The sequence below is a fragment of the Bosea sp. (in: a-proteobacteria) genome (assembly GCF_023953965.1).
Lineage (GTDB): Bacteria > Pseudomonadota > Alphaproteobacteria > Rhizobiales > Beijerinckiaceae > Allobosea.
In genome coordinates this window covers 1,252,185-1,271,008 of the sequence record NZ_JAMLIX010000001.1, presented here as the reverse complement: position 1 = coordinate 1,271,008, position 18,824 = coordinate 1,252,185, and the positions used below count along the sequence as shown (strand labels likewise).

Genomic DNA, 18,824 nt, shown 5'->3' with positions numbered 1-18,824 from the left:
CCGGGAACCCCTTCTGGCGACATCAGGATGGTCGATTCGTGACTTTACCCGCCAGCGTGCGCGTCTCCAAGCTGTCAGGCCGCGACGAATGGCCTATTCTGCCGCCGTCACCGGAGCTTTGCCATGCGCCTGTCTCTCATCCTGCCCTTGGCCCCCCTGCTGGCCGCCCAGATCGCCGTCGCGCAGCCGCTCGCCCCCGCCCCCGAAGCCGCGACCGGGCGCAGCGTCGGAAGGCTCGGCACCGCCCAGCGCTTCATGGCCGCCGCCGCCAATCCGCTGGCCGCGGCGGCCGGGCGCGAGATCCTGCGCGCCGGCGGCAGCGCGGCCGATGCCGCCATCACGATCCAGCTCGTGCTCAATCTGGTCGAGCCGCAGAGCTCCGGCATCGGCGGCGGCGCCTTCCTCGTCCATTGGGACGAGGCGGCCCGCAAGGCGACGACGCTGGACGGGCGCGAGACGGCGCCCGCGGCCGCAAAACCCGACCGCTTCATGAAGGACGGCAGGCCGATGCCGTTCCGGGAGGCCGTGGTCGGCGGCCGCTCGGTCGGCGTGCCGGGAACGCTGAAGCTGCTGGAAGAGGCGCACCACCGCTGGGGCAAGCTGCCCTGGGTCGATCTGATCGCTCCGGCGCTGAAGCTGGCCGAGGAGGGCTTCACGATCTCGCCGCGCCTGGCGGGGCTGCTGGCCGGCGAAAAGGAGCTGCCGAAGAACCCGCTGGCCGCGGCCTATTTCTACGAGCCGGACGGCAAGCCCAAAGCCGCCGGCATGCTGCTGAAGAACCCGGCCTTCGCGACGACGCTGCGCGCCATCGCGGCGCGGGGTGCGGGGGCCCTCTACACGGGGCCGCTCGCCGCGGACATCGTCGCGACCGTCACCGGCCACCCGACCAATCCCGGCGACATCACGCTAGCCGATCTTGCCGCCTACCGCGTCGAGGAGCGCGAGCCGGTCTGCGGCGCCTACCGGATCTGGCGCCTCTGCGGCATGGGTCCGCCGAGCTCGGGCGCCGTCGCCATCCAGCAGATGCTCGGCATGCTCGAAGGGCGGGATCTGCGCCGGATGGGGCCGGGCGCCGAGGCCGCGCACTGGTTCAGCGAGGCCGGCCGGCTCGCCTTCGCCGACCGGGCGCTCTATCTCGCCGATCCGGCCTTCGCCGCCGTGCCTCTGCGCGGCCTGATCGACCGCGACTATATCCGCTCGCGCGGCGCCCTGATCGGCCCCGAGCGCTCGATGGGCCGGGCCAAGCCTGGCGATCCGCCGCATCGGCGCGCCGAATTGCTCGCCCCTTCGGAGGGCGTCGAGAACGGCACCAGCCACATCTCGGTGGTGGATGCTGAGGGCAATGCCGTCGCCATGACCACGACGATCGAGGACGGTTTCGGCGCGCGCCTCATGACTCAAGGCGGCTTCCTGCTCAACAACGAATTGACCGATTTCAATTTCGCGCCGGAGGAGGACGGCAAGCCCGTCGCCAACCGGGTCGAGCCGGGCAAGCGGCCCCGCTCCTCGATGGCGCCGACGCTGGTCTTCGACGCTTTCGGCAGGCTTTATGCCGTGGTCGGCTCGCCGGGCGGCAGCCAGATCATCGGCTATGTCGGCAAGACGCTGATCGCGCTGCTCGACTGGCGGATGGACCCGCAAGCCGCGGTCGATTTCGGTAATTTCGGCAGCCGCAACGGCCCGACCGAGCTGGAGAAGGGCACGGAAGCCGAAGCCTGGAAGGCCGCGCTCGAAGCCAGGGGCCACGAGGTCCGCCTCTTGGAGATGACCTCGGGCACGCAGGCCATCGTCAAGACGCCGGAGGGCTTTTCGGGCGGCGCCGACGGAAGGCGCGAGGGCGTCGCGATCGGGGATTGAGCGGCACCGTCAGCGCGCGCTGCGCGCGAACTGGATGATCGCGCCGGCCGCGGCCTGCTGCCGGCCCTCGAAGGTATGGGGCGTATTCGGGCGGCAGGGCGGCCCGAAGCCGCCGCCGCCGCTGATCCAGCTCGCCCGCGCGCGGCCGCGCGACCAGCGGACGAATTCCGGCACCGCCTCGGGCGGCGTGAGGAAGCACTGGTCGCCGCGATGATGCAGCACGAGCGTTCGCGGCAGCCGGGAGGGATCGCCGAGCGTTCCCACGACCGAGCCGTTCGGCGTGCCCGGCGGTAGAAGCCCGCCGGAGGCAAAGACGACACCGTCGGGCTGCGCCCCGTTCGCCACGGCCTGCGCCGCCGTGACCGCACCGAGGCTCATGCCCACCAGGACGACGCGCATGCCCCGGCCCTTGAACTGGGAGATCAGCGAACCCGCCTGCCCCGCACTCGTGGTCAACACGGTTTCCAGCCCGGCGGATTGAAAGATCGGCTCGCTCCTCACCAGGAAATCCCGCGGATCGATACCACCGGCACCGGGGATCAGGACGAGCGCGACCGGCTGCCGCGCCGATTGGGCTAAGGTTGACGCCGCAGCGACACCGAAAGCAAGCAGGGCGAGCAATCGCAGAAACGGCAGCGTGCGCATGGTCGGGACTCCGTCAGAGCGGACTTGGCACTATGGGCGCGTGCGCCAACTGACGCAACGGCAGATGCCGGGCTCAATCGGCCCGCTGGATTCCGCGCGCGGATGCACCTTCGCCGCCGGCACCGCGCCCGGCGATCAGCCAGTAGACGAAGCCCGTCGCCGCTCCGACCAGGAAGAGGCCGGAGACGATCTGGATCTCGGCCGCGCTCGGCGCGCGCGACAGCCGCAGCATGGCGAGCGGCAAGAGCGCGGCGAGGAAGCCGGTCATCCCGCTCTGGACGAGCCCGCCGCGCAGCCTGAACAGCTCCGAGCCGATCGCGACGAGCACCACCGGCGCGACGATGATCGCACGCCCGAGCCGGGCGACCAGGGCAAAGGCCGCCTGCGCCGCCGGCGCAGGATCCATGCCGCTCTCGGCGAAACCGAGCAGGATGTCGACGAGCCGCTCGATGCCGCCGCCGATCATCAGCGCCAGCGCCGGCGAGGCGACGCTCGCCATGGCGAGCGCGAACAGCCCCGCCCCCATCGCGACGAGGCAGGCGAAGGGGATGAGCACGAGCCAGCGCAGCAAGGCTTATTCCGCCGCGACAGCGGGAGCAGCGGCCTGCGCCTCGTCCAGCATCAGCCTGGCGCGGGCGGAAAGCTTTTCGGTCTCGCTCTTGAGCTGGCCGCAGGCGGCGAGGATGTCGCGCCCGCGCGGGGTGCGCACCGGCGAGGCGTAGCCGGCGCGGAAGACGATCTCGGAGAAGCGCTCGATCCGGTCCCAGTCCGAGCATTCGTATGTCGTGCCGGGCCAGGGATTGAACGGGATCAGGTTGATCTTGGCCGGGATGCCCTTGAGCAGCCGCACCAGCTCGCGCGCCTCGGCGTCGGAATCGTTCACGCCCTTGAGCATGACATACTCAAAGGTGATGCGTTTCGCGTTCGACAGGCCCGGATAGTTCCGGCAGGCCTCGAGCAGCTCCCTGATCGGGTATTTCCTGTTGAGCGGCACCAGCTCGTTGCGCAGCTCGTCGCGCACCGCATGCAGCGAGATCGCCAGCATCGTGCCCATCTCGGCTCCCAGCGGGCCGATCTGCGGCACCACGCCCGAGGTCGAGACGGTGATGCGCCGGCGCCCGAGCGACAGGCCCTGGTCGTCCGACATCACGGCGATGGCGTCGCGCACGCTCTCGAAATTGTAGAGCGGCTCGCCCATGCCCATGAAGACGATGTTGGAGACGAAGCGCCCGCCGTCATTCGGCACGAAGGCGCCTTCCGGCGCCTTGCGGTTCGGGAAATCGCCGAGCCGCTCGCGCGCGACCATCATCTGCGCGACGATCTCCTCGGTCCTGAGGTTGCGCACCAGCCGCTGCGTGCCGGTGTGGCAGAAGGTGCAGGTCAGCGTGCAGCCGACCTGGCTGGAGACGCACAGCGTGCCGCGGTCGACCTCGGGGATATAGACGCATTCGATCTCGGCGCCGCGGTCGTGCGGGCCGGTCGAGGGCATCCGCATCAGCCATTTGCGCGTGCCGTCGGTCGAGACCTGCTCGGCGGTGACGGTGGGCAGATCGAGCGAGAAACGCTCCGCGAGCGCGGCCCGCAAACCCTTGCCGATCGTCGTCATCGCGTCGAACTCGCGCACGCCGTAATGGTAGATCCAGTTCCAGAGCTGGCCGACGCGCATGCGCCGCTCCTTCTCGGGCACGCCGATCTCGGCCAGCGCCTGGCTGAGGCCGGCGCGGGTGCGCCCGACCAGCGAGGGGCGCCGCAAAGCGGATTCGGCCGCCGGAGCGGGGGGAGCGGAAACGGATACGGTCATCGGAGCTCTGTCGTCGCCCATCGGGAAGGCGCGGGTTTATCGCCGCTCCCTAGCACGATCCGGGAAAAAGCGAAAACGGTTCCCTCGGGCCGGCTTCCTGCCTACCGTCTCGCCGGAGTCACATTCGCCTGACTAGGATAGGCTCATGCCGAGACTGTTCATCGCCCTCGAGATCCCCGCGGACATCGCCTCCGGCCTCGCCTTGCATCGCGGCGGGCTTACCGGCGCGCGCTGGATCGAGCCGGCCGACTACCACGTCACCCTGCGCTTCCTCGGCGAGGTCGACCGCCATCGGGCGAACGATGTCGACGACATCCTCTCCGATCTTTCCGCTTATCCGTTCGAGGTCACGCTCGACGCGCTCGGCAGCTTCGGCGGCGACAAGCCGCGCGCCGTCTTCGCGCGGGTGCAGCCGGGCAAGGCGCTCACCGATCTCCAGTCCGATCTGGAGCGGCAGATGCGCCGGCTCGGCCTGCCGGCGGAGGGACGCAAATTCGTGCCCCATGTCACGCTGGCCAGGCTGCGCGACACCTCGGCCGCCGAGGTCGCGCATTATCTCAGCCTGCATCCGATCGTCCGGCCGCTCGGCTTCACGGCGCGCCGCATCGCGCTGATGTCGTCGCGGGAATCGACCGGCGGCGGGCCCTATGTGCTGGAGGCGGCCTATCCGCTCGGCCCCGCCTATCCGAACCGCCGGCCGCGGGAGATACGCCGATGACGCGGCCGAAACGGCTCTCGCCCGAGGCACAGGCCGAGGCGCTCACGACGCTCACCGGCTGGAAGCCGGCCGGGGCGCGCGAGGCGATCGTCAAGCGCTTCGCCTTCCGCGATTTCAGCGAAGCCTTCGGCTGGATGACGCGCGTCGCCCTGCTGGCCGAGGCGATGAACCATCACCCGGAATGGTCGAACGTCTACCGGACCGTCGACGTCACGCTGACGACCCATGACGCCGGCGGGCTGACCGAGCTCGACGTGAGGCTGGCGCGGGCGATCGACGCGCTGGGGACTTGATCCCGCTATCCGTCCCAGCCGCAGGTCCTCAGCGCCAGCAGCATGTGCTGCGGCGGCGGCGCCTCGACATGGATCGGCTCGCGCTTCTTGTAGAGCGGCACGGTGACGGAGCGGGCATGGAGCTGGAGGCCCGGGCCGCCCTCGCGCGGGGCATCGCCATAGATCTCGTCGCCGAGCATCGGCCAGCCGCTCTCCGCGCAATGGACGCGCAGCTGGTGCGTGCGTCCCGTCAGCGGCTCGAGCGCAAGCCAGGCGAGCGGGCCATGCTCGCTCTCGCCCCGGCCGAGGACGCGATAGCGGGTCCGCGAGGGCAGGCCGTGGGAAGCGACCTTCATCCACCAGCCGCGCTCGGGCGAGCGGCGCGCCAGGGGAAGATCGATCAGCCCCTCCTCCTCCGCGGGACCGCCCTGCACGATCGCCCAGTAGGTCTTGCCGATCCGGCCGTCGCGGAACATCTGGTTGAGCTCGGCCATCGCGCGGGGATGCCGTCCGAGGATGAGGCAGCCGGAGGTGTCCTTGTCGAGGCGGTGCGCGGCTTCCGGCCGGCGCGGCAGGCCGAAGCGCAGCGCGTCGAGATGATCGGTGAGCACGGGGATCGACCGGCGCTGCGCCGGGGGCCCGCTATGGACGGGCAGGCCGGCGGGCTTGTCGATGACGAGCATCATGGCGTCGCGGTAGATGAGCGGCACCGGCGGGGCGGCGTCAACTTGTCCCGCTGCTTGCGAATTTTCTGGTCGGTCCGGCTGCGCCATGGCATTGCGCTAGCGAAGCCGGACCGCGGGCGCAACCCAGGCGGCGCGCCCGGCTGAAGACAGGATGGCGATGAGCGAGACCGACCCGAAGAAACGCGGCTTCTTTTCGAGGCTGTTCGGACGCGACGAGGAGCCGAAGCCGGAAACCGGTGAGGCCGCTCCGGCGCCGGTCGTCGAATCCGTTGCGCCACCCGCACCCGTCGAGATCATCGCGCCGCCGGCGGAACCCGAGCCCTTGGCTGCTCCCACCCCCGCGCCGCAGCCGAAGCGGAGCTGGTGGCGGCGGCTGACGGAGGGGCTGTCGCGCACCTCCTCGGCGCTGACGACGGGGATCACCGACCTCTTCACCAAGCGCAGGCTCGATGCCGGCACGCTCGAGGATCTGGAGGACATCCTGATCCAGGCCGATCTCGGGCTCGCCACCTCGGCCCGGATCGCCAAGGCGGTCGGCGAGGGCCGCTACGACAAGCTCATAGAGCCCGACGAGGTGAAGGCGATCCTGGCCCGCGAGATCGAGACGATCCTTTCGCCCGTCGCGCAGCCGCTTTCCGTCGACGCCACGAAAAAGCCGTTCGTGCTGCTGATGGTCGGGGTCAATGGCTCCGGCAAGACCACCACGATCGGCAAGCTCGCCGCGAAATTCCGCGCCGAGGGCAAATCGGTGATGCTGGCGGCCGGCGACACGTTTCGCGCCGCGGCGATCGAGCAGCTGCGCGTCTGGGGCGAGCGCACCGGGGCCGAGGTCGTCTTCGGCCGGCAGGGCGCGGATGCGGCAGGCCTCGCCTTCGAGGCGCTGCAGAAGGCCAAGGCGAACAATACCGACGTGCTGATGATCGACACCGCCGGCAGGCTGCAGAACAAGCAAGGGCTGATGGACGAGCTCGCCAAGGTGGTGCGCGTCATCCGCAAGCAGGACGAAAGCGCCCCGCATGCGGCGCTCCTGGTGCTCGACGCCACCGTCGGCCAGAACGCGATCAGCCAGGTCGAGGCTTTCCGCGAGACGGCGGGCGTCACCGGGCTCGTCATGACCAAGCTCGACGGCACGGCGCGCGGCGGCATCCTGGTGGCGCTGGCGGCTGAGTTCGGCCTGCCGGTGCATTTCATCGGCGTCGGCGAGAGCGTCGAGGATCTGGAGCCGTTCTCGGCGCGCGATTTCGCCCGCGCCGTGGCGGGTTTGGGAGAAGCGGCGTGAGCGGGACGATGCGGCAGCCGGCCGGCGGCACGGCTGAGAAGGGCAGGGCGGTCCATCCGCTCCTGAAGCTCGCGCTGGAATTCGGGCCGCTGGCGATCTTCTTCTTCGCCAATTCCTATGGCGACCGGCTGTTCGGCGTGGCCGAGGATCGGCGCATCTTCGTCGCGACCGGCGTCTTCATCGTGGCCTCGCTCGTGGCGCTGGCGCTGTCGCGGGCGCTGATGGGCTATCTGCCGCGCATGGCGATCGTCAACGCCGTCGTCGTCACCGTCTTCGGCGGGCTGACGCTGGCGCTGGACGACGCCTTCTTCATCAAGGTCAAGCCCACCATCGTCAACGCGCTGTTCGGCGCGGTGCTGCTCGGCGGGCTTCTCTTCGGGCGTTCGCTGCTGGCGCTGGTGCTGGAGACGGTGCTGCAGCTCGACGCCGAGGGCTGGCGCAAGCTGACCTTCCGCTGGGGACTGTTCTTCTTCGTGCTGGCGGCCTTGAACGAGGTCGTCTGGCGCACGCAGACCCAGGATTTCTGGGTCGCCTTCAAGGTCTGGGGCGTGATGCCGCTGACCATGGCCTTCGCGCTGGCGCAGACGCCGCTGATCCTGAAGCACGAGATCAAGCCGGCGAAGATCGAGGAATAGGGCCTCTTGCCATTTGGCATGATAGCCTCCATTTTATGCCAAATGGAGAGCCATGCCATGACGGCCCTGCTGCGCATCGAGACGGCTCCGCGCGATTTCGTCCCAGATCCGATCACGGAGGCGGAAGCGGCGGCGATGTTCCGCGCCGCCGTCAACCTGTTCCGGCTCTGGCGGATCACCGACGAGGAAGCGGCGGTGCTCGTCGACCTGCCGCTCAGGAGCTACCGGCGCTGGAAGGCCGGCGAGATCGGCCGTATCTCACGCGACGGCAAGGCCAGGCTCTCCAACCTGATGGGCATCCACAAGGCGCTGCGGCTGATCTTCACCGAGCCGCAGCGCGGCTATGACTGGATCAAGCGTCCGAACCGCGATCTCGGCGGCCGGACCGCGCTCGACATCATGCTCGGCGGCGAGCTGACCGACCTGATGCGGGTGCGCCGCCTGCTCGATGCCGAGCGGGGCGCCTGGTGATCGATCCGGCCGGGTTGCCGGTCGCGCGTGTGGAATGGCATGGCGCGGTCCGGATCATCCGCAGCGTCTTCCCGCCGATCGACCTGTTCGAGGATATCGCCGACCCCGCCGACTGGCCGCTGCTGATCGCGGCCGAGCAGAAGACCGATCCGCGGCTGATGGAGACGATCGGCAATCTCGATCTGGTGCCGCCGGAGCGGCGCGTCTCGGGGCCGGGATCGAGCTGGCTGATGGCGCCCTTCACCCATGTCAGCCCGGACAGGCAAAGCCGCTTCAGCGACGGCGGCTTCGGCGTGCTCTATGCTGGCGATCGTTTCGAGGTCGCGCTGCTGGAGACGATCCACCACCATGCCCGCTTCATGCTGGCGACGGCCCAGCCACCGGGCTGGACCTCGCAGTTTCGCGAGATCGTGCTGGACATCGACGCAAAGCTTCACGATCTCAGGCCGTTGGGAGCCGAAGCCGCAGCCGTGCTCGACCCTGTCGACTATGCCGCAAGCCAGGCGCTCGGCATCGGCTTGCGGGCGCTGGGCTCGGCCGGCGTGGTTTACCCGAGCGTCCGCTGCGACGGCGGCGGCTGCGTCGGGTTGTTCTATCCGGACGGCGCGCGCGCTTCGCTGCAGGGGCGCCATCTCGACTACCACTGGAACGGCGAGCGCGTGGACCTCTATCGCGATCGCAACGCCGGCGAGATCTACCGCATCGTCTGAAGCCTATTTCGGCGCCATCCGGATCGCGCCGTCGAGGCGGATCGTGGTGCCGTTCAGCATGTCGTTCTCGACGATGCTGCGGACGAGCGCGGCATATTCCGCCGGCCGGCCGAGGCGGGAAGGATGCGGCACCGAGACCGCGAGCGACGCCCTGGCCTCCTCCGGCAGGCCGGCGAACATCGGCGTCTCGAACAGGCCGGGCATGATCGTGACGACGCGGATGCCGAACCCGGCGAGATCGCGCGCGACCGGCAGCGTCAGGCCGGCGACCCCGGCCTTGGAGGCGGCATAGGCCGCCTGGCCGATCTGGCCGTCCTCGGCGGCGATCGAGGCCGTGCAGACGATGACGCCGCGCCCGCCATCGGCGGTCACGGGGTCGAGCCCGGCCAGCGCCGCGGCGGATTTCGCGATGACGCGGAAGGTGCCGGTGAGGTTGACCGCGACCGCCTTCTCGAAGGTGGCGAGATCGTGGGCGACGAGCTCGCCCGTATCGCGCTTCTTCGAGACGACGCGGCGGCCGGGCGCAATTCCCGCGCAGTTGACGACGATCCGCGCCACGCCATGGGCCGCACGGGCTTCCGCCAGCGCCGCGTCGACGGAGGCGTCGCCGGTGACGTCGCATGGGACGAAGAGACCGCCGATCTCCCGTGCGATCGCCGTGCCGCGCGCGGCGTCGAGATCGAGCAGCGCGACCTTGACGCCCTGCCCGGCCAGCATCCGGGCGGTGGCCTCGCCGAGGCCGGAGGCGCCGCCGGTGACGATCGCGGCGAGGGAAGAATCGAGTTTCATGGCGCGTTTCCCGGATATCCTGCTCCAAAGCCGGTTTAGTGGGCCTTTCGCGCCGCTCCAAGCGGGTTTTCCGGCCGGCCTCTTGCGCAGGATCAAGCCGGGGCCATCTTTCGGCATGGCGCTTCGATTCGGAAGCGCGCCATCATGGGCGTCACCGAACGCCGGGGAGCAAGAGCAGGATGAGCGAGGGGTTCAGCGCGACCTTTACCCGCGAGGAGATGGAGGCGATCCGCAAGAGCCTGCGCGACGAGGCGAGGTTCGGCGCCGATTTCATGGCGCGGCTCAAGCGGGTCGCGAAGCGGATTCCCTTCGCCGAGGATTTGCTGGCCGCGTGGTTCTGCGCGCGCGACCCGGCGACGCCGCGGCGCGTGCGGATGACGCTGCTCGCCGCGCTCGGCTATTTCGTGCTGCCGGTGGACGCCATTCCCGACATCATGCCGATGCTCGGCTTCACCGACGACGCGGCCGTGATCGCGGCGGCCATCGCGGCCGTCGCCGGCTCGATCACGGCGGAGCACCGCGCACGGGCGAAAGAGGCGCTGGCGAAGCTTTAGGTGATGTGGACACTTGCCGTACGGGTGCCTTGCGGCTCCGCTCCGCGGCATTCGCATTTTCGCCAGGATCGTGACACTCTATGCCGCCGTCCCGCCTGCTCCGCCCGGCTAACCGGTGGTAAACGCGGTATTAAGATTTTTAGTGACTGATGGCGGTCCATGATCAGCTCGTTCTTCCGCACCCGCGACGCCGCCCTGTTCCGCTTTGCCGCCGCGCTTGGCCTGATGGCCGGTGCCCTCGGCACCGCGGCGCTGCCGGCGCAGGCGGCGCCCGCCAAGCCGAAGCCCGCGGCGGCGGCCGCCGCCAGCTCCGGCCAGGGTCAGGCCATGCTGCTCGAGACCGCCGGCAAATGGCAGGCTTTCTCCTCGCAGCAGGGCCGTTCCAAGGTCTGCTACGCATTGTCCAAGGCGGAAAGCCGTTCTCCGGCCAATCTCAAGGATGTCGAGGGGATGATCTTCGTCTCCACCCGGCCGGGCGAGGGCGTGCGCAACGAGATCAGCTTCGTGATGAACTTCGACCTCAAGGAAAACGTCGAGCATCAGGCGATCATCGGCAACGAGCGCTTCTCCCTGGCGGCCAAGGGCCAGAACATGTGGCTGACGAACCCGGCCGAGGAACCGCGCATGCTCGAGGCGATGCGCCGCGGCTCCGGGATCGAGATCAAGGGCACCTCCAAACGCGGCAACCCGACCAGCGACAAATACTCGCTCGCCGGCATCAGCCAGATCGTCAAGCGGGCCGAGGACGCCTGCAAGTAAGACTGGTCGTTCGCCGGCGAGGTTTTCTTACGGGCAGGGGTTGCCGACACTCTGGTGGATCGCGTCGATTCCCGCCTCGACCTCGGGCGCAAGCCTGACGTCGATCGAGGCGATGTCGGTTCTGAGCTGCTCCATCGTGGTCGCGCCGATGATGGTGGCGGTGACGAAGGGCCGGCTGTCGACGAAGGCGAGCGCCATCTGCGCCGGATCGAGCCCCGATTCGCGGGCGAGCGCGACATAGCGCCGGACCGCCTCGTCGGTGCCGGGCGTCTCATAGCGCTGGGCCCGGTTGAACAGGGTCGTACGCGCTCCCGCCGGGCGGGCGCCGTCGAGGTATTTGCCGGTGAGGTAGCCCTGCGCCAGCGGCGAATAGGCGATGAGCCCGACATCCTCGTTCAGCGCGACCTCGCCCAGCGCCGTCTCGAAGCTGCGGTTGACGAGGTTGTAGGCGTTCTGGATCGACTGGACCCGCGGCGTGCCGCGCGCTTCCGAGTCCGCGACGAAGCGCATCGTGCCCCAGGCGCTCTCGTTGGAGAGGCCGAGATGGCGGATCTTGCCGGCCTTGACCACGTCCGCGAAGGCGTCGAGCTGCTCGGCGATCGGCGTCTCGTCCGCCGGCCGCGCGTAAGCCCCCTTCGAGAAGCGCGTCGGATTCGAGCCCCAGGGCATCGGCCGCTCGGGGAAATGGATCTGGTAGAGGTCGATATAATCGGTCTTGAGCCGCCTCAGGCTCTTGTCGACCGCCTCGAAGATCTGCTTGCGCGTCAGCCGCGTCGGGCTCCCGTCATCGCGGAACCAGGTGTTGGGGCCGCGCCCGCAGATCTTCGAGGCCAGGATGATCCTGTCGCGGTTGCCGCGCGCCTTGAACCAGCTGCCGATGATCCGCTCGGTCGCACCTTGCGTCTCGGGGCTGGGCGGAATCGCATAGAGCTCGGCCGTATCGAGGAAATTGATGCCCTGCGCGACGGCGTAGTCCATCTGGGCGTGGCCTTCGGCCTCGCTGTTCTGCTGGCCGAAGGTCATGGTTCCCAGGCAGAGCGACGAGACCTTGAGATCGGTGCGCCCGAGGCGGCGGTATTCCATGGCAAGGCAACTCCGGGAGAGGCCGGCGGGCGGCGAGGCTGACAAAGGGGGGTCGCCGCGGAGAACCCGCGGGCGGATCAGGACCGGGGCGGCAGGGAGGCGATGAAGCGCTCGACCGTCGGCAGGATGGCGCGGACGATGACGGCGACGCCCTCGGCCGTGGGATGCAGCCCATCCGCCTGGTTCAGAGCGCGCTCGCCCGCGATGCCTTCCAGGAAGAACGGGTAAAGCACCAGCCCGTGCTTTTCCGCAAGCTCGCGATAGATCGGATCGAAGCGTTTCGCATAATCCGCGCCGAGATTGCGCGGCGCCAGCATCCCGGCGAGCAGCACCGGGATCCCGCGCTCCTTCAGCCGCAGGATCATCGCTTCGAGCGCCTGGCGCGTCTGCGCCGGATCGACGCCGCGCAGCGCGTCGTTGGCGCCGAGCTCGAGGACGACGCCGTCGGTCCCCTCCGGCACCGACCAGTCGAGCCGCTCCAGCCCGCCCTGCGTCGTGTCGCCGGAAACGCCGGCGTTCACGATCTCGACAGCGATGCCCCTGGCGCGCAGCGCCGCCTCCAGCACGGCCGGAAAGGCCGAGGCTGCCGGCAGGTTGTAGCCCGCGGTCAGCGAATCGCCGAAGGCGACGAGCTTCAGCGGCCTTGCGGAATTCGGGTTTGCCATGGCGGGGAAACCGGGGAGAAGCAGCAGGAGGGCGATGAAAAACGCCGCGGCCGATTGGACAAGCGCCGCCCCGAGCCCATATGGCCGCAGATGGCGTCGTGCCGCGATCGCGCCCCGCCGGGGGCGTAAGGAGTTGGCGATGGGTGACGAAATCAGGATCATGGCGTGATGAGCGAGAAGGCCGGCCCGGCGATCGAGTTGCAGGATGTCCATCTGAGTTTGGGGCGAGGTGCTGCCCGCGTCCATATCCTCAAGGGCGTCTCGGTGTCGCTGGCCGAAGGCGAGGCGACCGGCCTCGTCGGCCCTTCGGGCTCCGGCAAATCGACCCTGCTGATGACCATGGCCGGGCTGGAGCGGCCCGATTCCGGCCTCGTCAGGGTGGCGGGGCAGGATCTTGGCGCCCTCGACGAGGACGGGCTCGCCATTTTCCGCGGCCGGCATATCGGCATCGTCTTCCAGTCCTTCCACCTCGTCCCGACCATGACGGCGCGCGAGAACGTGGCGCTGCCGCTGGAGCTCGCCGGTAATCCCGACGCCTTCGCCCGCGCCGAAGCGGAGCTGCGCAATGTCGGCCTCGGCGACCGCATGGACCACTACCCGGCCCAGCTCTCCGGCGGCGAGCAGCAGCGCGTCGCCATCGCGCGGGCCGTGGCGCCCGACCCGGCGATCCTCGTCGCCGACGAGCCCACCGGCAACCTCGACGAAGCGACCGGCCGCGCCATCGTCGACCTGATCTTCGCGCTGAAGCGCGAGCGCGGCGCGACGCTGGTGCTCGTCACCCACGATCTCGCTCTCGCCGCCTTGTGCGAGCGCACGGTCCGGTTGCGCTCCGGCGTGATCGAGCCCGAGCCCGAGACGGCGGCCGCCTGACCATGCACGCGCCCGTCAAGCCGCCCCTCGCCCGCTCGCCCGGCATCGGCCTCGTCTTGCGCCTCGCCATCCGCGACCTGCGCGCGGGGCTTGCCGGCTTCGGCATCTTCATCGCCTGCCTCGCGCTCGGCGTCATGACCATCGCCGCCGTCGCCTCGGCCTCGCGCGGCCTGACCGAAGGGCTTGCGCGCGAAGGCCGGCGCATCCTCGGAGGCGATGCCGCCTTCAGCCTGATCCACCGCGAGGCGACGGCGCCCGAGCTCGCCTTCCTGACGGCGCGCGGCACGCTCTCCAGCATCGCGACGCTGCGCGGCATGGCCAATGCCGGGGAGAAGGGCGCGGCGCTGGTCGAGATCAAGGCGGTCGATTCCGCCTATCCCGGCATCGGCGCGGTCGAGACCGAGCCGCAGGCCCCGCTGCCCGGCCTGCTCGCGCAGCGCGACGGCGTCTTCGGCGCGATCGCGGACCCGGTTCTGTTCGGCCGGCTCGAGCTGAAGCCCGGCGATATCGTCTCGGTCGGCGACGCGAAGCTGCAATTGCGCGCCAATCTCACCTCCGAACCCGACAAGATCGCCGCCGGCGTCGGCTTCGGCCCGCGCCTCATGATCTCGCAGGAGGCGCTCAGGGCGACCGGCCTGATCCAGCCCGGCAGCCTGATCCGCTGGACCTATCGCCTCAGGCTGCCGCCCGACGCCGCGAGCGATGCCGATCTCGACAAGGTTATCGCGGATGCCGGTACGCAGCAGCACGAGGCCGGCTGGGAGATCCGCTCGCGCGCCAATGCCGCGCCGAGCTTCCAGCGCAATCTCGAGCGCTTCACCCAGTTCCTGACGCTGGTCGGCCTCACCGCCCTCCTGGTCGGCGGCGTCGGCGTCGCCAATGCGGTGCGCCGCTTCGTCGAGGCCAAGAAGCTCGATTTCGCCACGATGAAGGCGCTCGGCGCCACCGGCGGGCGCGTCGTCGCGATCCATTTGACCGAAGTCATGCTCGTGGCCGCCATCGGGACGGCGATCGGCCTCGTGCTCGGCGCCGCCGCCCCCTTCGGCCTCGGCGCCGTCGTCCAGAGCATCCTGCCCGTGCCCTTCGAGCCGACGCTCGCGCCGGGCGAGCTTGCCATCGCCGCGCTCTACGGGCTCCTGACCGCGCTCGTCTTCGCCATCATCCCGCTCGGCCGCGCCCATGACGTCTCCGTCTCGGCCCTGTTCCGCGACCGCGTCGAGCCCGATCCGCGCCGCCCGCGCGCGATCTATCTCGCCTTCTGCGCGCTGGCGTTGGCCGGGCTTGCCGGCACCGCCATCGGCTTCGCCTACGAGCGCCGGATCGCGCTGATCTATATCGGCGTGATGTTTTGCATCTTCCTGCTGCTGCGCGCGGTCTCCTCCGGGCTGATGGCGCTCGCCCGCCGCATCCCGCGCCCGCGCCGCCCGGCCTTGCGCATGGCGCTCGCCAACAGCCACCGGCCGGGCGCGCTGACGCCCTCGCTCGTGCTCTCTCTGGGGCTCGGCGTCGCGCTTCTCACCGCGCTCTCCTTCATCGACGTGAGTCTCACCCGGCAGCTCACCGGCGCCCTGCCCGAGCAGGCGCCGAGCTTCTTCTTCCTCGACGTGCCCAGCCGCGACGCCGCCCGCTTCGACGCCTTCCTCGCCGCGGAGCGCCCGGGCGCCAGGACCGAGCGCGTGCCGATGATGCGCGGACGCATCGTCGCCGTGAACGGGACCCGCGCCGAGGAGATCCGGGCGAGCGAGCAATCCGCCTGGGTGCTCGACGGCGACCGCGGCATCACCTATGCGGCGACGCTCCCCGAAGGCTCGCGCCTCGCGGCAGGCGAATGGTGGCCGGCGGATTATCGCGGCGAGCCCCTGGTCTCCTTCGACGCGCAGAACGCCGCCGGCATCGGCCTGAAGATCGGCGACAGGCTCACCGTCAACGTGCTCGGCCGCGCCATCACCGCCCGCGTCGCCAATCTGCGCACCGTCGACTGGCGCTCCTTCGGCATCAACTTCGTCATGGTGTTCTCGCCCAACAGCTTCGCGGGTGCCCCGCACACCAACCTCGCCACGGTCGCAGCAAGCCCTGACGGCCAGGGAGCGACCGACGCCGCCCTGATGCGCCGCCTCGCGCTCGACTTCCCGGCCGTCACCGCGGTCCGGGTCAAGGATGCGCTCGAGGCGGTCAACACCATCGTCGCCCAGCTCGCCATGGCGATTCGCGGTGCGTCGGGGCTTGCGATCGCGGCGAGCCTCCTGGTGCTGGGCGGAGCGCTCGCGGCTGGCCAGCGGGCGCGGCTCTATGACGCGATGATCCTGAAGACGCTGGGCGCGACCCGCCGCTTCATACTTTCGTCGTACGCCCTCGAATACGCCGCCATCGGCCTCGTCGCCGCCGTCTTCGGGGTCGTCGCGGGTACAGCGGCAGGCTGGGGAATCGTCACGCAAGTGATGCGGATCGCATTTGTCAGTGATCCGACCGGGGCGATACTGGCTGCGACTGCCGCCATCAGTGTCACTGTCCTGTTCGGCCTCGTCGGTACGATAAAAATACTCGCAAAGGCGCCAGCTTCTCATCTCAGGAATTTATGACGACTGTCTGAAGCGAGTTCGCGATAGACATTACGATCCTGTCATTCAGCATGGTGGCTCAGCCGGATTTCTATAGCCTGAGCGGCCTTAACCATGACGGGCTCTTGTAAGAACCGGCAAACCCCCTCATATTCCCGTCATCGCGCTTAAGGATGCGCGAGGATGGCTGGCGCCCGCGTGCCTTCCGTCGTCCGAAACATATCTCAGGGGAAACTCGCTTAATGAGCAACTTCGACCGCAATGCTCCAGTCTGGGGTGCCGGCCGCGCACAGCAGACCAGCGCCGTCGAGATGGATCAGGGCCTGCGCTCGTTCATGCTCGGCGTCTACAACAACATGGCGATCGGCTTGGGCATCACCGGCCTTGCCGCGCTCGCCATCTCGATGCTGGCGATCGCCGGCTTCACGCCCGAGGGCCAGATCACGGGGCTGACGGCCCTTGGCCAGGCGATCTATCTGAGCCCGCTGAAATGGGTGGTGATGCTCGCGCCCCTCGCCTTCATCATGCTGTTCTCGTTCAAGGCCGAGAGCATGAGCGCCGCTTCGGCGCGCACCATGTTCTTCGTCTTCGCGGCGGTGATGGGCGTCTCGATGTCGTCGATCCTGGTGGTCTTCACCGGCGCCTCGGTGACGCGCGTCTTCTTCATCACGGCGGCCGCCTTCGGCGCGCTGAGCCTCGTCGGCTACACCACGAAGAAGTCGCTCTCCGGCATGGGCTCCTTCCTGATCATGGGGCTGATCGGCCTGATCATCGCCTCGGTGGTCAACCTGTTCCTGGGGTCGAGCGCGCTGTCCTTCGGCATCTCGGTGCTCGGCGTGCTGATCTTCGCCGGCCTCACCGCCTGGGACACCCAGCGCCTGAAGGAGATGTATCTCCATTCCGACCTGGACCCGGAAGCGGCGGCGAAGCTCTCGGTGAACGGCGCGCTGTCGCTCTACCTGAACTTCATCAACATGTTCCAGATGCTGATCAGCCTGCTCGGCGACCGCCGCTGAGCCGCGCTTCCGCGAACGGATCTCATCTTCGAGACGAGCCCCGGCCCCGCGGCCGGGGCTTTTCCTTTTCAGCTCACCACGCTGAGCTTTTTGTCGAGCACCTCGAGCACGCGCGACAATTCCGAGCCGCGCTTCAGGATCAGCCCCGTGGCGGCGACGACCGAATAGGCGCCCTGCCGGCGTGCCAGCGCCGGGTCCTTGACGATCCGGTAGAGCGGCATTTCCGAGGAACGCCGGAACACCGAGAACTGCGCCTTGTCCTTGAGGAAATCGATGGCGTAGTCGCGCCATTCGCCGGCCGAGACCATGCGGCCGTAGAGATTGAGCAATTCGTTCAGTTCACGGCGGTCGAAGGTGACGCTGGTCGGCCGGGCGGGCGCCGGAAACGGAACGACCGCTCCGGCGGCCCGCGATTGCGGCGTTTCGCTTTCGCTCATGGCGCCTCCCTGGCCAAGGCTTCACCGGGCATGGGCTTCACCGGACATCGCCGCGATGATGCGCCCGCGCTTCCGTGCTGGCAAGGGAGCGTTCTCGGGAGCGTTCTCCGCGGAGCGTTCTCTCCGCAAATGCCGCATTTTCGCCGCGAACGCGTCAAGCGGCGGCCAAGTTGCACCGATCTATTGTGCTCTCGTTGCCTCGACGGCCCGGTTTCGCTGAACGCCGGTTTGTCAGCCCCCAGCCCCCCGGAGTTCGGGTGGAGCCGGGCCACCGAGTCGAGGCCAACTCGCGGCTGGCGTTTCGCCGGCCGTTTTTCTTATGGAAGCGACCTAGCCTGCCCGTGATAGTCGGCGTTGGGCCGCATATCGACCGCCGAGGCCATCCGGTTCGACATGGCGTAGAAGGACGCGACCGCGCCGATGTCCCAGATGTCGCGTTCGGCAAAGCCGGCCTTGCGCAGGGCTTCCCGGTCCCCCTCCTCGATCAGATGCGGGGTCTCGCTCAGCTTGACCGCGAAATCGAGCATGGCGCGGTGCCGCACCGAGAGTTCGGCTGCCCGGTAGTTCATCGCCATGAGCTCGCCCAGCACGGGATCGCCCGAAAGCTGGCGCACCGCCGCGCCATGGGCGGTGAGGCAATAATAGCAGCGGTTCACGCTGGAGACCGCGACCGCGATCATCTCGCGTTCGAGCTTCGACAGGCCCGACGGCGCCAGCATCAGCTCGTTGTAGAAGGCGGCGAAGGCCGTGAGCTTGGCGTCGTCATGCGCATAGGCCTGAAGCACGTTCGGCACGAAGCCGAGCTTCTCCCGGCATTTGGCGAAATAGGCCTCGTTCTCGGCCGAGAGCGGGCCGGGCTCCAGCGCGAGCGCCGTCACGCCAGGCGGAGCGTCCTGGCGCGCCGGCGCCTCGCCCACCTTGGGTTTGTCATGCTTTGTTGCCATGCTGCATCCTGCCTTGAGTCGGGGGGCGTCGCTTTGCCGCTTCTTTGGGCACGACAAGTTGATAGGCTAGGCAGC

At 69.1% G+C, this 18,824-nt stretch carries 21 protein-coding genes; 12 read left to right on the top strand and 9 right to left on the bottom strand.

The features are described 5' to 3' along the window. Positions 1 to 123 precede the first annotated feature (123 nt). Entirely contained in the window at positions 124 to 1,857 is a 1,734-nt protein-coding gene (ggt, locus tag M9917_RS05990) for a gamma-glutamyltransferase (protein ID WP_297251791.1), read from the top strand. Between the two features lie 9 nt (positions 1,858 to 1,866). On the opposite strand, the gene M9917_RS05985 is transcribed toward ggt, so the two are convergent. The 3 genes from M9917_RS05985 to rlmN all read right to left on the bottom strand — a co-directional run bounded on the left by M9917_RS05985 (position 1,867) and on the right by rlmN (position 4,303). After that, positions 1,867 to 2,502 carry a hypothetical protein gene (locus M9917_RS05985; protein WP_297251790.1) on the bottom strand — a complete coding sequence of 212 codons (636 nt, stop codon included), beginning with the start codon at positions 2,500 to 2,502 and terminating at the stop codon, positions 1,867 to 1,869. Between the two features lie 73 nt (positions 2,503 to 2,575). Next, positions 2,576 to 3,073 (bottom strand): hypothetical protein, encoded by a 498-nt coding sequence (locus tag M9917_RS05980; RefSeq protein WP_297251788.1) that lies wholly within the window; start codon positions 3,071 to 3,073, stop codon positions 2,576 to 2,578. Positions 3,074 to 3,076: 3 nt separating this feature from the next. Next, complete coding sequence (gene rlmN / locus M9917_RS05975; RefSeq protein WP_297251786.1) at positions 3,077 to 4,303, bottom strand: dual-specificity RNA methyltransferase RlmN; 1,227 nt, start codon at positions 4,301 to 4,303, stop codon at positions 3,077 to 3,079. 145 nt (positions 4,304 to 4,448) lie between these two features. On the opposite strand from rlmN, the gene thpR reads away from it, so the two are divergent. After that, positions 4,449 to 5,021 carry an RNA 2',3'-cyclic phosphodiesterase gene (gene thpR, locus M9917_RS05970; protein WP_297251784.1) on the top strand — a complete coding sequence of 191 codons (573 nt, stop codon included), beginning with the start codon at positions 4,449 to 4,451 and terminating at the stop codon, positions 5,019 to 5,021. Beyond that, positions 5,018 to 5,314: a 4a-hydroxytetrahydrobiopterin dehydratase gene (locus M9917_RS05965; RefSeq protein ID WP_297251782.1), complete on the top strand. Its 297-nt coding sequence runs from the start codon at positions 5,018 to 5,020 to the stop codon at positions 5,312 to 5,314. Before thpR ends, M9917_RS05965 begins: the two co-directional genes overlap by 4 nt. Before the next feature lie 5 nt (positions 5,315 to 5,319). Here M9917_RS05965 and M9917_RS05960 read toward each other — a convergent pair whose 3' ends face one another. Then, positions 5,320 to 5,979, bottom strand: a complete 660-nt coding sequence (locus M9917_RS05960; RefSeq protein ID WP_297254735.1) for an RluA family pseudouridine synthase — start codon at positions 5,977 to 5,979, stop codon at positions 5,320 to 5,322. Positions 5,980 to 6,136: 157 nt separating this feature from the next. Here M9917_RS05960 and ftsY point away from each other — a divergent pair, with 157 nt between their 5' ends. The 4 genes from ftsY to M9917_RS05940 are packed head-to-tail and all read left to right on the top strand — an operon-like array spanning position 6,137 to position 9,074. Continuing rightward, the gene (gene ftsY / locus M9917_RS05955; RefSeq protein ID WP_297251781.1) at positions 6,137 to 7,258 is read left to right on the top strand and encodes a signal recognition particle-docking protein FtsY; all 1,122 of its coding nucleotides are present in this window, start codon (positions 6,137 to 6,139) and stop codon (positions 7,256 to 7,258) included. An 8-nt stretch (positions 7,259 to 7,266) separates the two neighbouring features. After that, positions 7,267 to 7,893 carry a septation protein A gene (locus M9917_RS05950; RefSeq protein WP_297254732.1) on the top strand — a complete coding sequence of 209 codons (627 nt, stop codon included), beginning with the start codon at positions 7,267 to 7,269 and terminating at the stop codon, positions 7,891 to 7,893. 57 nt (positions 7,894 to 7,950) lie between these two features. Beyond that, on the top strand, positions 7,951 to 8,364 hold the full coding sequence (locus M9917_RS05945; protein WP_297251779.1) for an MbcA/ParS/Xre antitoxin family protein: 414 nt from the start codon (positions 7,951 to 7,953) through the stop codon (positions 8,362 to 8,364). Then, positions 8,361 to 9,074 (top strand): RES family NAD+ phosphorylase, encoded by a 714-nt coding sequence (locus M9917_RS05940; RefSeq protein WP_297251777.1) that lies wholly within the window; start codon positions 8,361 to 8,363, stop codon positions 9,072 to 9,074. Before M9917_RS05945 ends, M9917_RS05940 begins: the two co-directional genes overlap by 4 nt. 3 nt (positions 9,075 to 9,077) lie before the next feature. Here the strand turns inward: M9917_RS05940 and M9917_RS05935 are convergent, their stop codons facing one another. After that, complete coding sequence (locus M9917_RS05935; protein WP_297251775.1) at positions 9,078 to 9,863, bottom strand: SDR family NAD(P)-dependent oxidoreductase; 786 nt, start codon at positions 9,861 to 9,863, stop codon at positions 9,078 to 9,080. Positions 9,864 to 10,042: 179 nt separating this feature from the next. On the opposite strand from M9917_RS05935, the gene M9917_RS05930 reads away from it, so the two are divergent. Together M9917_RS05930 and M9917_RS05925 are read left to right on the top strand one after the other, a co-directional pair. Beyond that, positions 10,043 to 10,417, top strand: a complete 375-nt coding sequence (locus M9917_RS05930; protein WP_465246329.1) for a YkvA family protein — start codon at positions 10,043 to 10,045, stop codon at positions 10,415 to 10,417. Positions 10,418 to 10,576: 159 nt separating this feature from the next. Next, entirely contained in the window at positions 10,577 to 11,176 is a 600-nt protein-coding gene (locus M9917_RS05925; RefSeq protein WP_297251773.1) for a hypothetical protein, read from the top strand. Positions 11,177 to 11,203: 27 nt separating this feature from the next. Here the strand turns inward: M9917_RS05925 and M9917_RS05920 are convergent, their stop codons facing one another. Further along, positions 11,204 to 12,259, bottom strand: a complete 1,056-nt coding sequence (locus M9917_RS05920; RefSeq protein ID WP_297251770.1) for an NADP(H)-dependent aldo-keto reductase — start codon at positions 12,257 to 12,259, stop codon at positions 11,204 to 11,206. Between the two features lie 77 nt (positions 12,260 to 12,336). Next, the gene (locus M9917_RS05915; protein ID WP_297251768.1) at positions 12,337 to 12,924 is read right to left on the bottom strand and encodes an arylesterase; all 588 of its coding nucleotides are present in this window, start codon (positions 12,922 to 12,924) and stop codon (positions 12,337 to 12,339) included. Between the two features lie 168 nt (positions 12,925 to 13,092). Between M9917_RS05915 and M9917_RS05910 the strand changes: the two genes are divergently transcribed. From M9917_RS05910 to M9917_RS05900, 3 genes are all read left to right on the top strand, one after another. Beyond that, positions 13,093 to 13,794, top strand: a complete 702-nt coding sequence (locus M9917_RS05910) for an ABC transporter ATP-binding protein (RefSeq protein WP_297251766.1) — start codon at positions 13,093 to 13,095, stop codon at positions 13,792 to 13,794. A gap of 2 nt (positions 13,795 to 13,796) precedes the next feature. Beyond that, positions 13,797 to 16,373 (top strand): ABC transporter permease, encoded by a 2,577-nt coding sequence (locus M9917_RS05905; RefSeq protein ID WP_297251765.1) that lies wholly within the window; start codon positions 13,797 to 13,799, stop codon positions 16,371 to 16,373. Between the two features lie 221 nt (positions 16,374 to 16,594). Next, entirely contained in the window at positions 16,595 to 17,368 is a 774-nt protein-coding gene (locus M9917_RS05900) for a Bax inhibitor-1/YccA family protein (protein WP_297251763.1), read from the top strand. Positions 17,369 to 17,436: 68 nt separating this feature from the next. Here the strand turns inward: M9917_RS05900 and M9917_RS05895 are convergent, their stop codons facing one another. Together M9917_RS05895 and M9917_RS05890 are read right to left on the bottom strand one after the other, a co-directional pair. Next, the gene (locus tag M9917_RS05895; protein WP_297251761.1) at positions 17,437 to 17,805 is read right to left on the bottom strand and encodes a DUF2794 domain-containing protein; all 369 of its coding nucleotides are present in this window, start codon (positions 17,803 to 17,805) and stop codon (positions 17,437 to 17,439) included. A 317-nt stretch (positions 17,806 to 18,122) separates the two neighbouring features. Continuing rightward, positions 18,123 to 18,749 (bottom strand): peroxidase-related enzyme, encoded by a 627-nt coding sequence (locus M9917_RS05890; RefSeq protein WP_297251759.1) that lies wholly within the window; start codon positions 18,747 to 18,749, stop codon positions 18,123 to 18,125. Between the last annotated feature and the right edge of the window lie 75 nt (positions 18,750 to 18,824).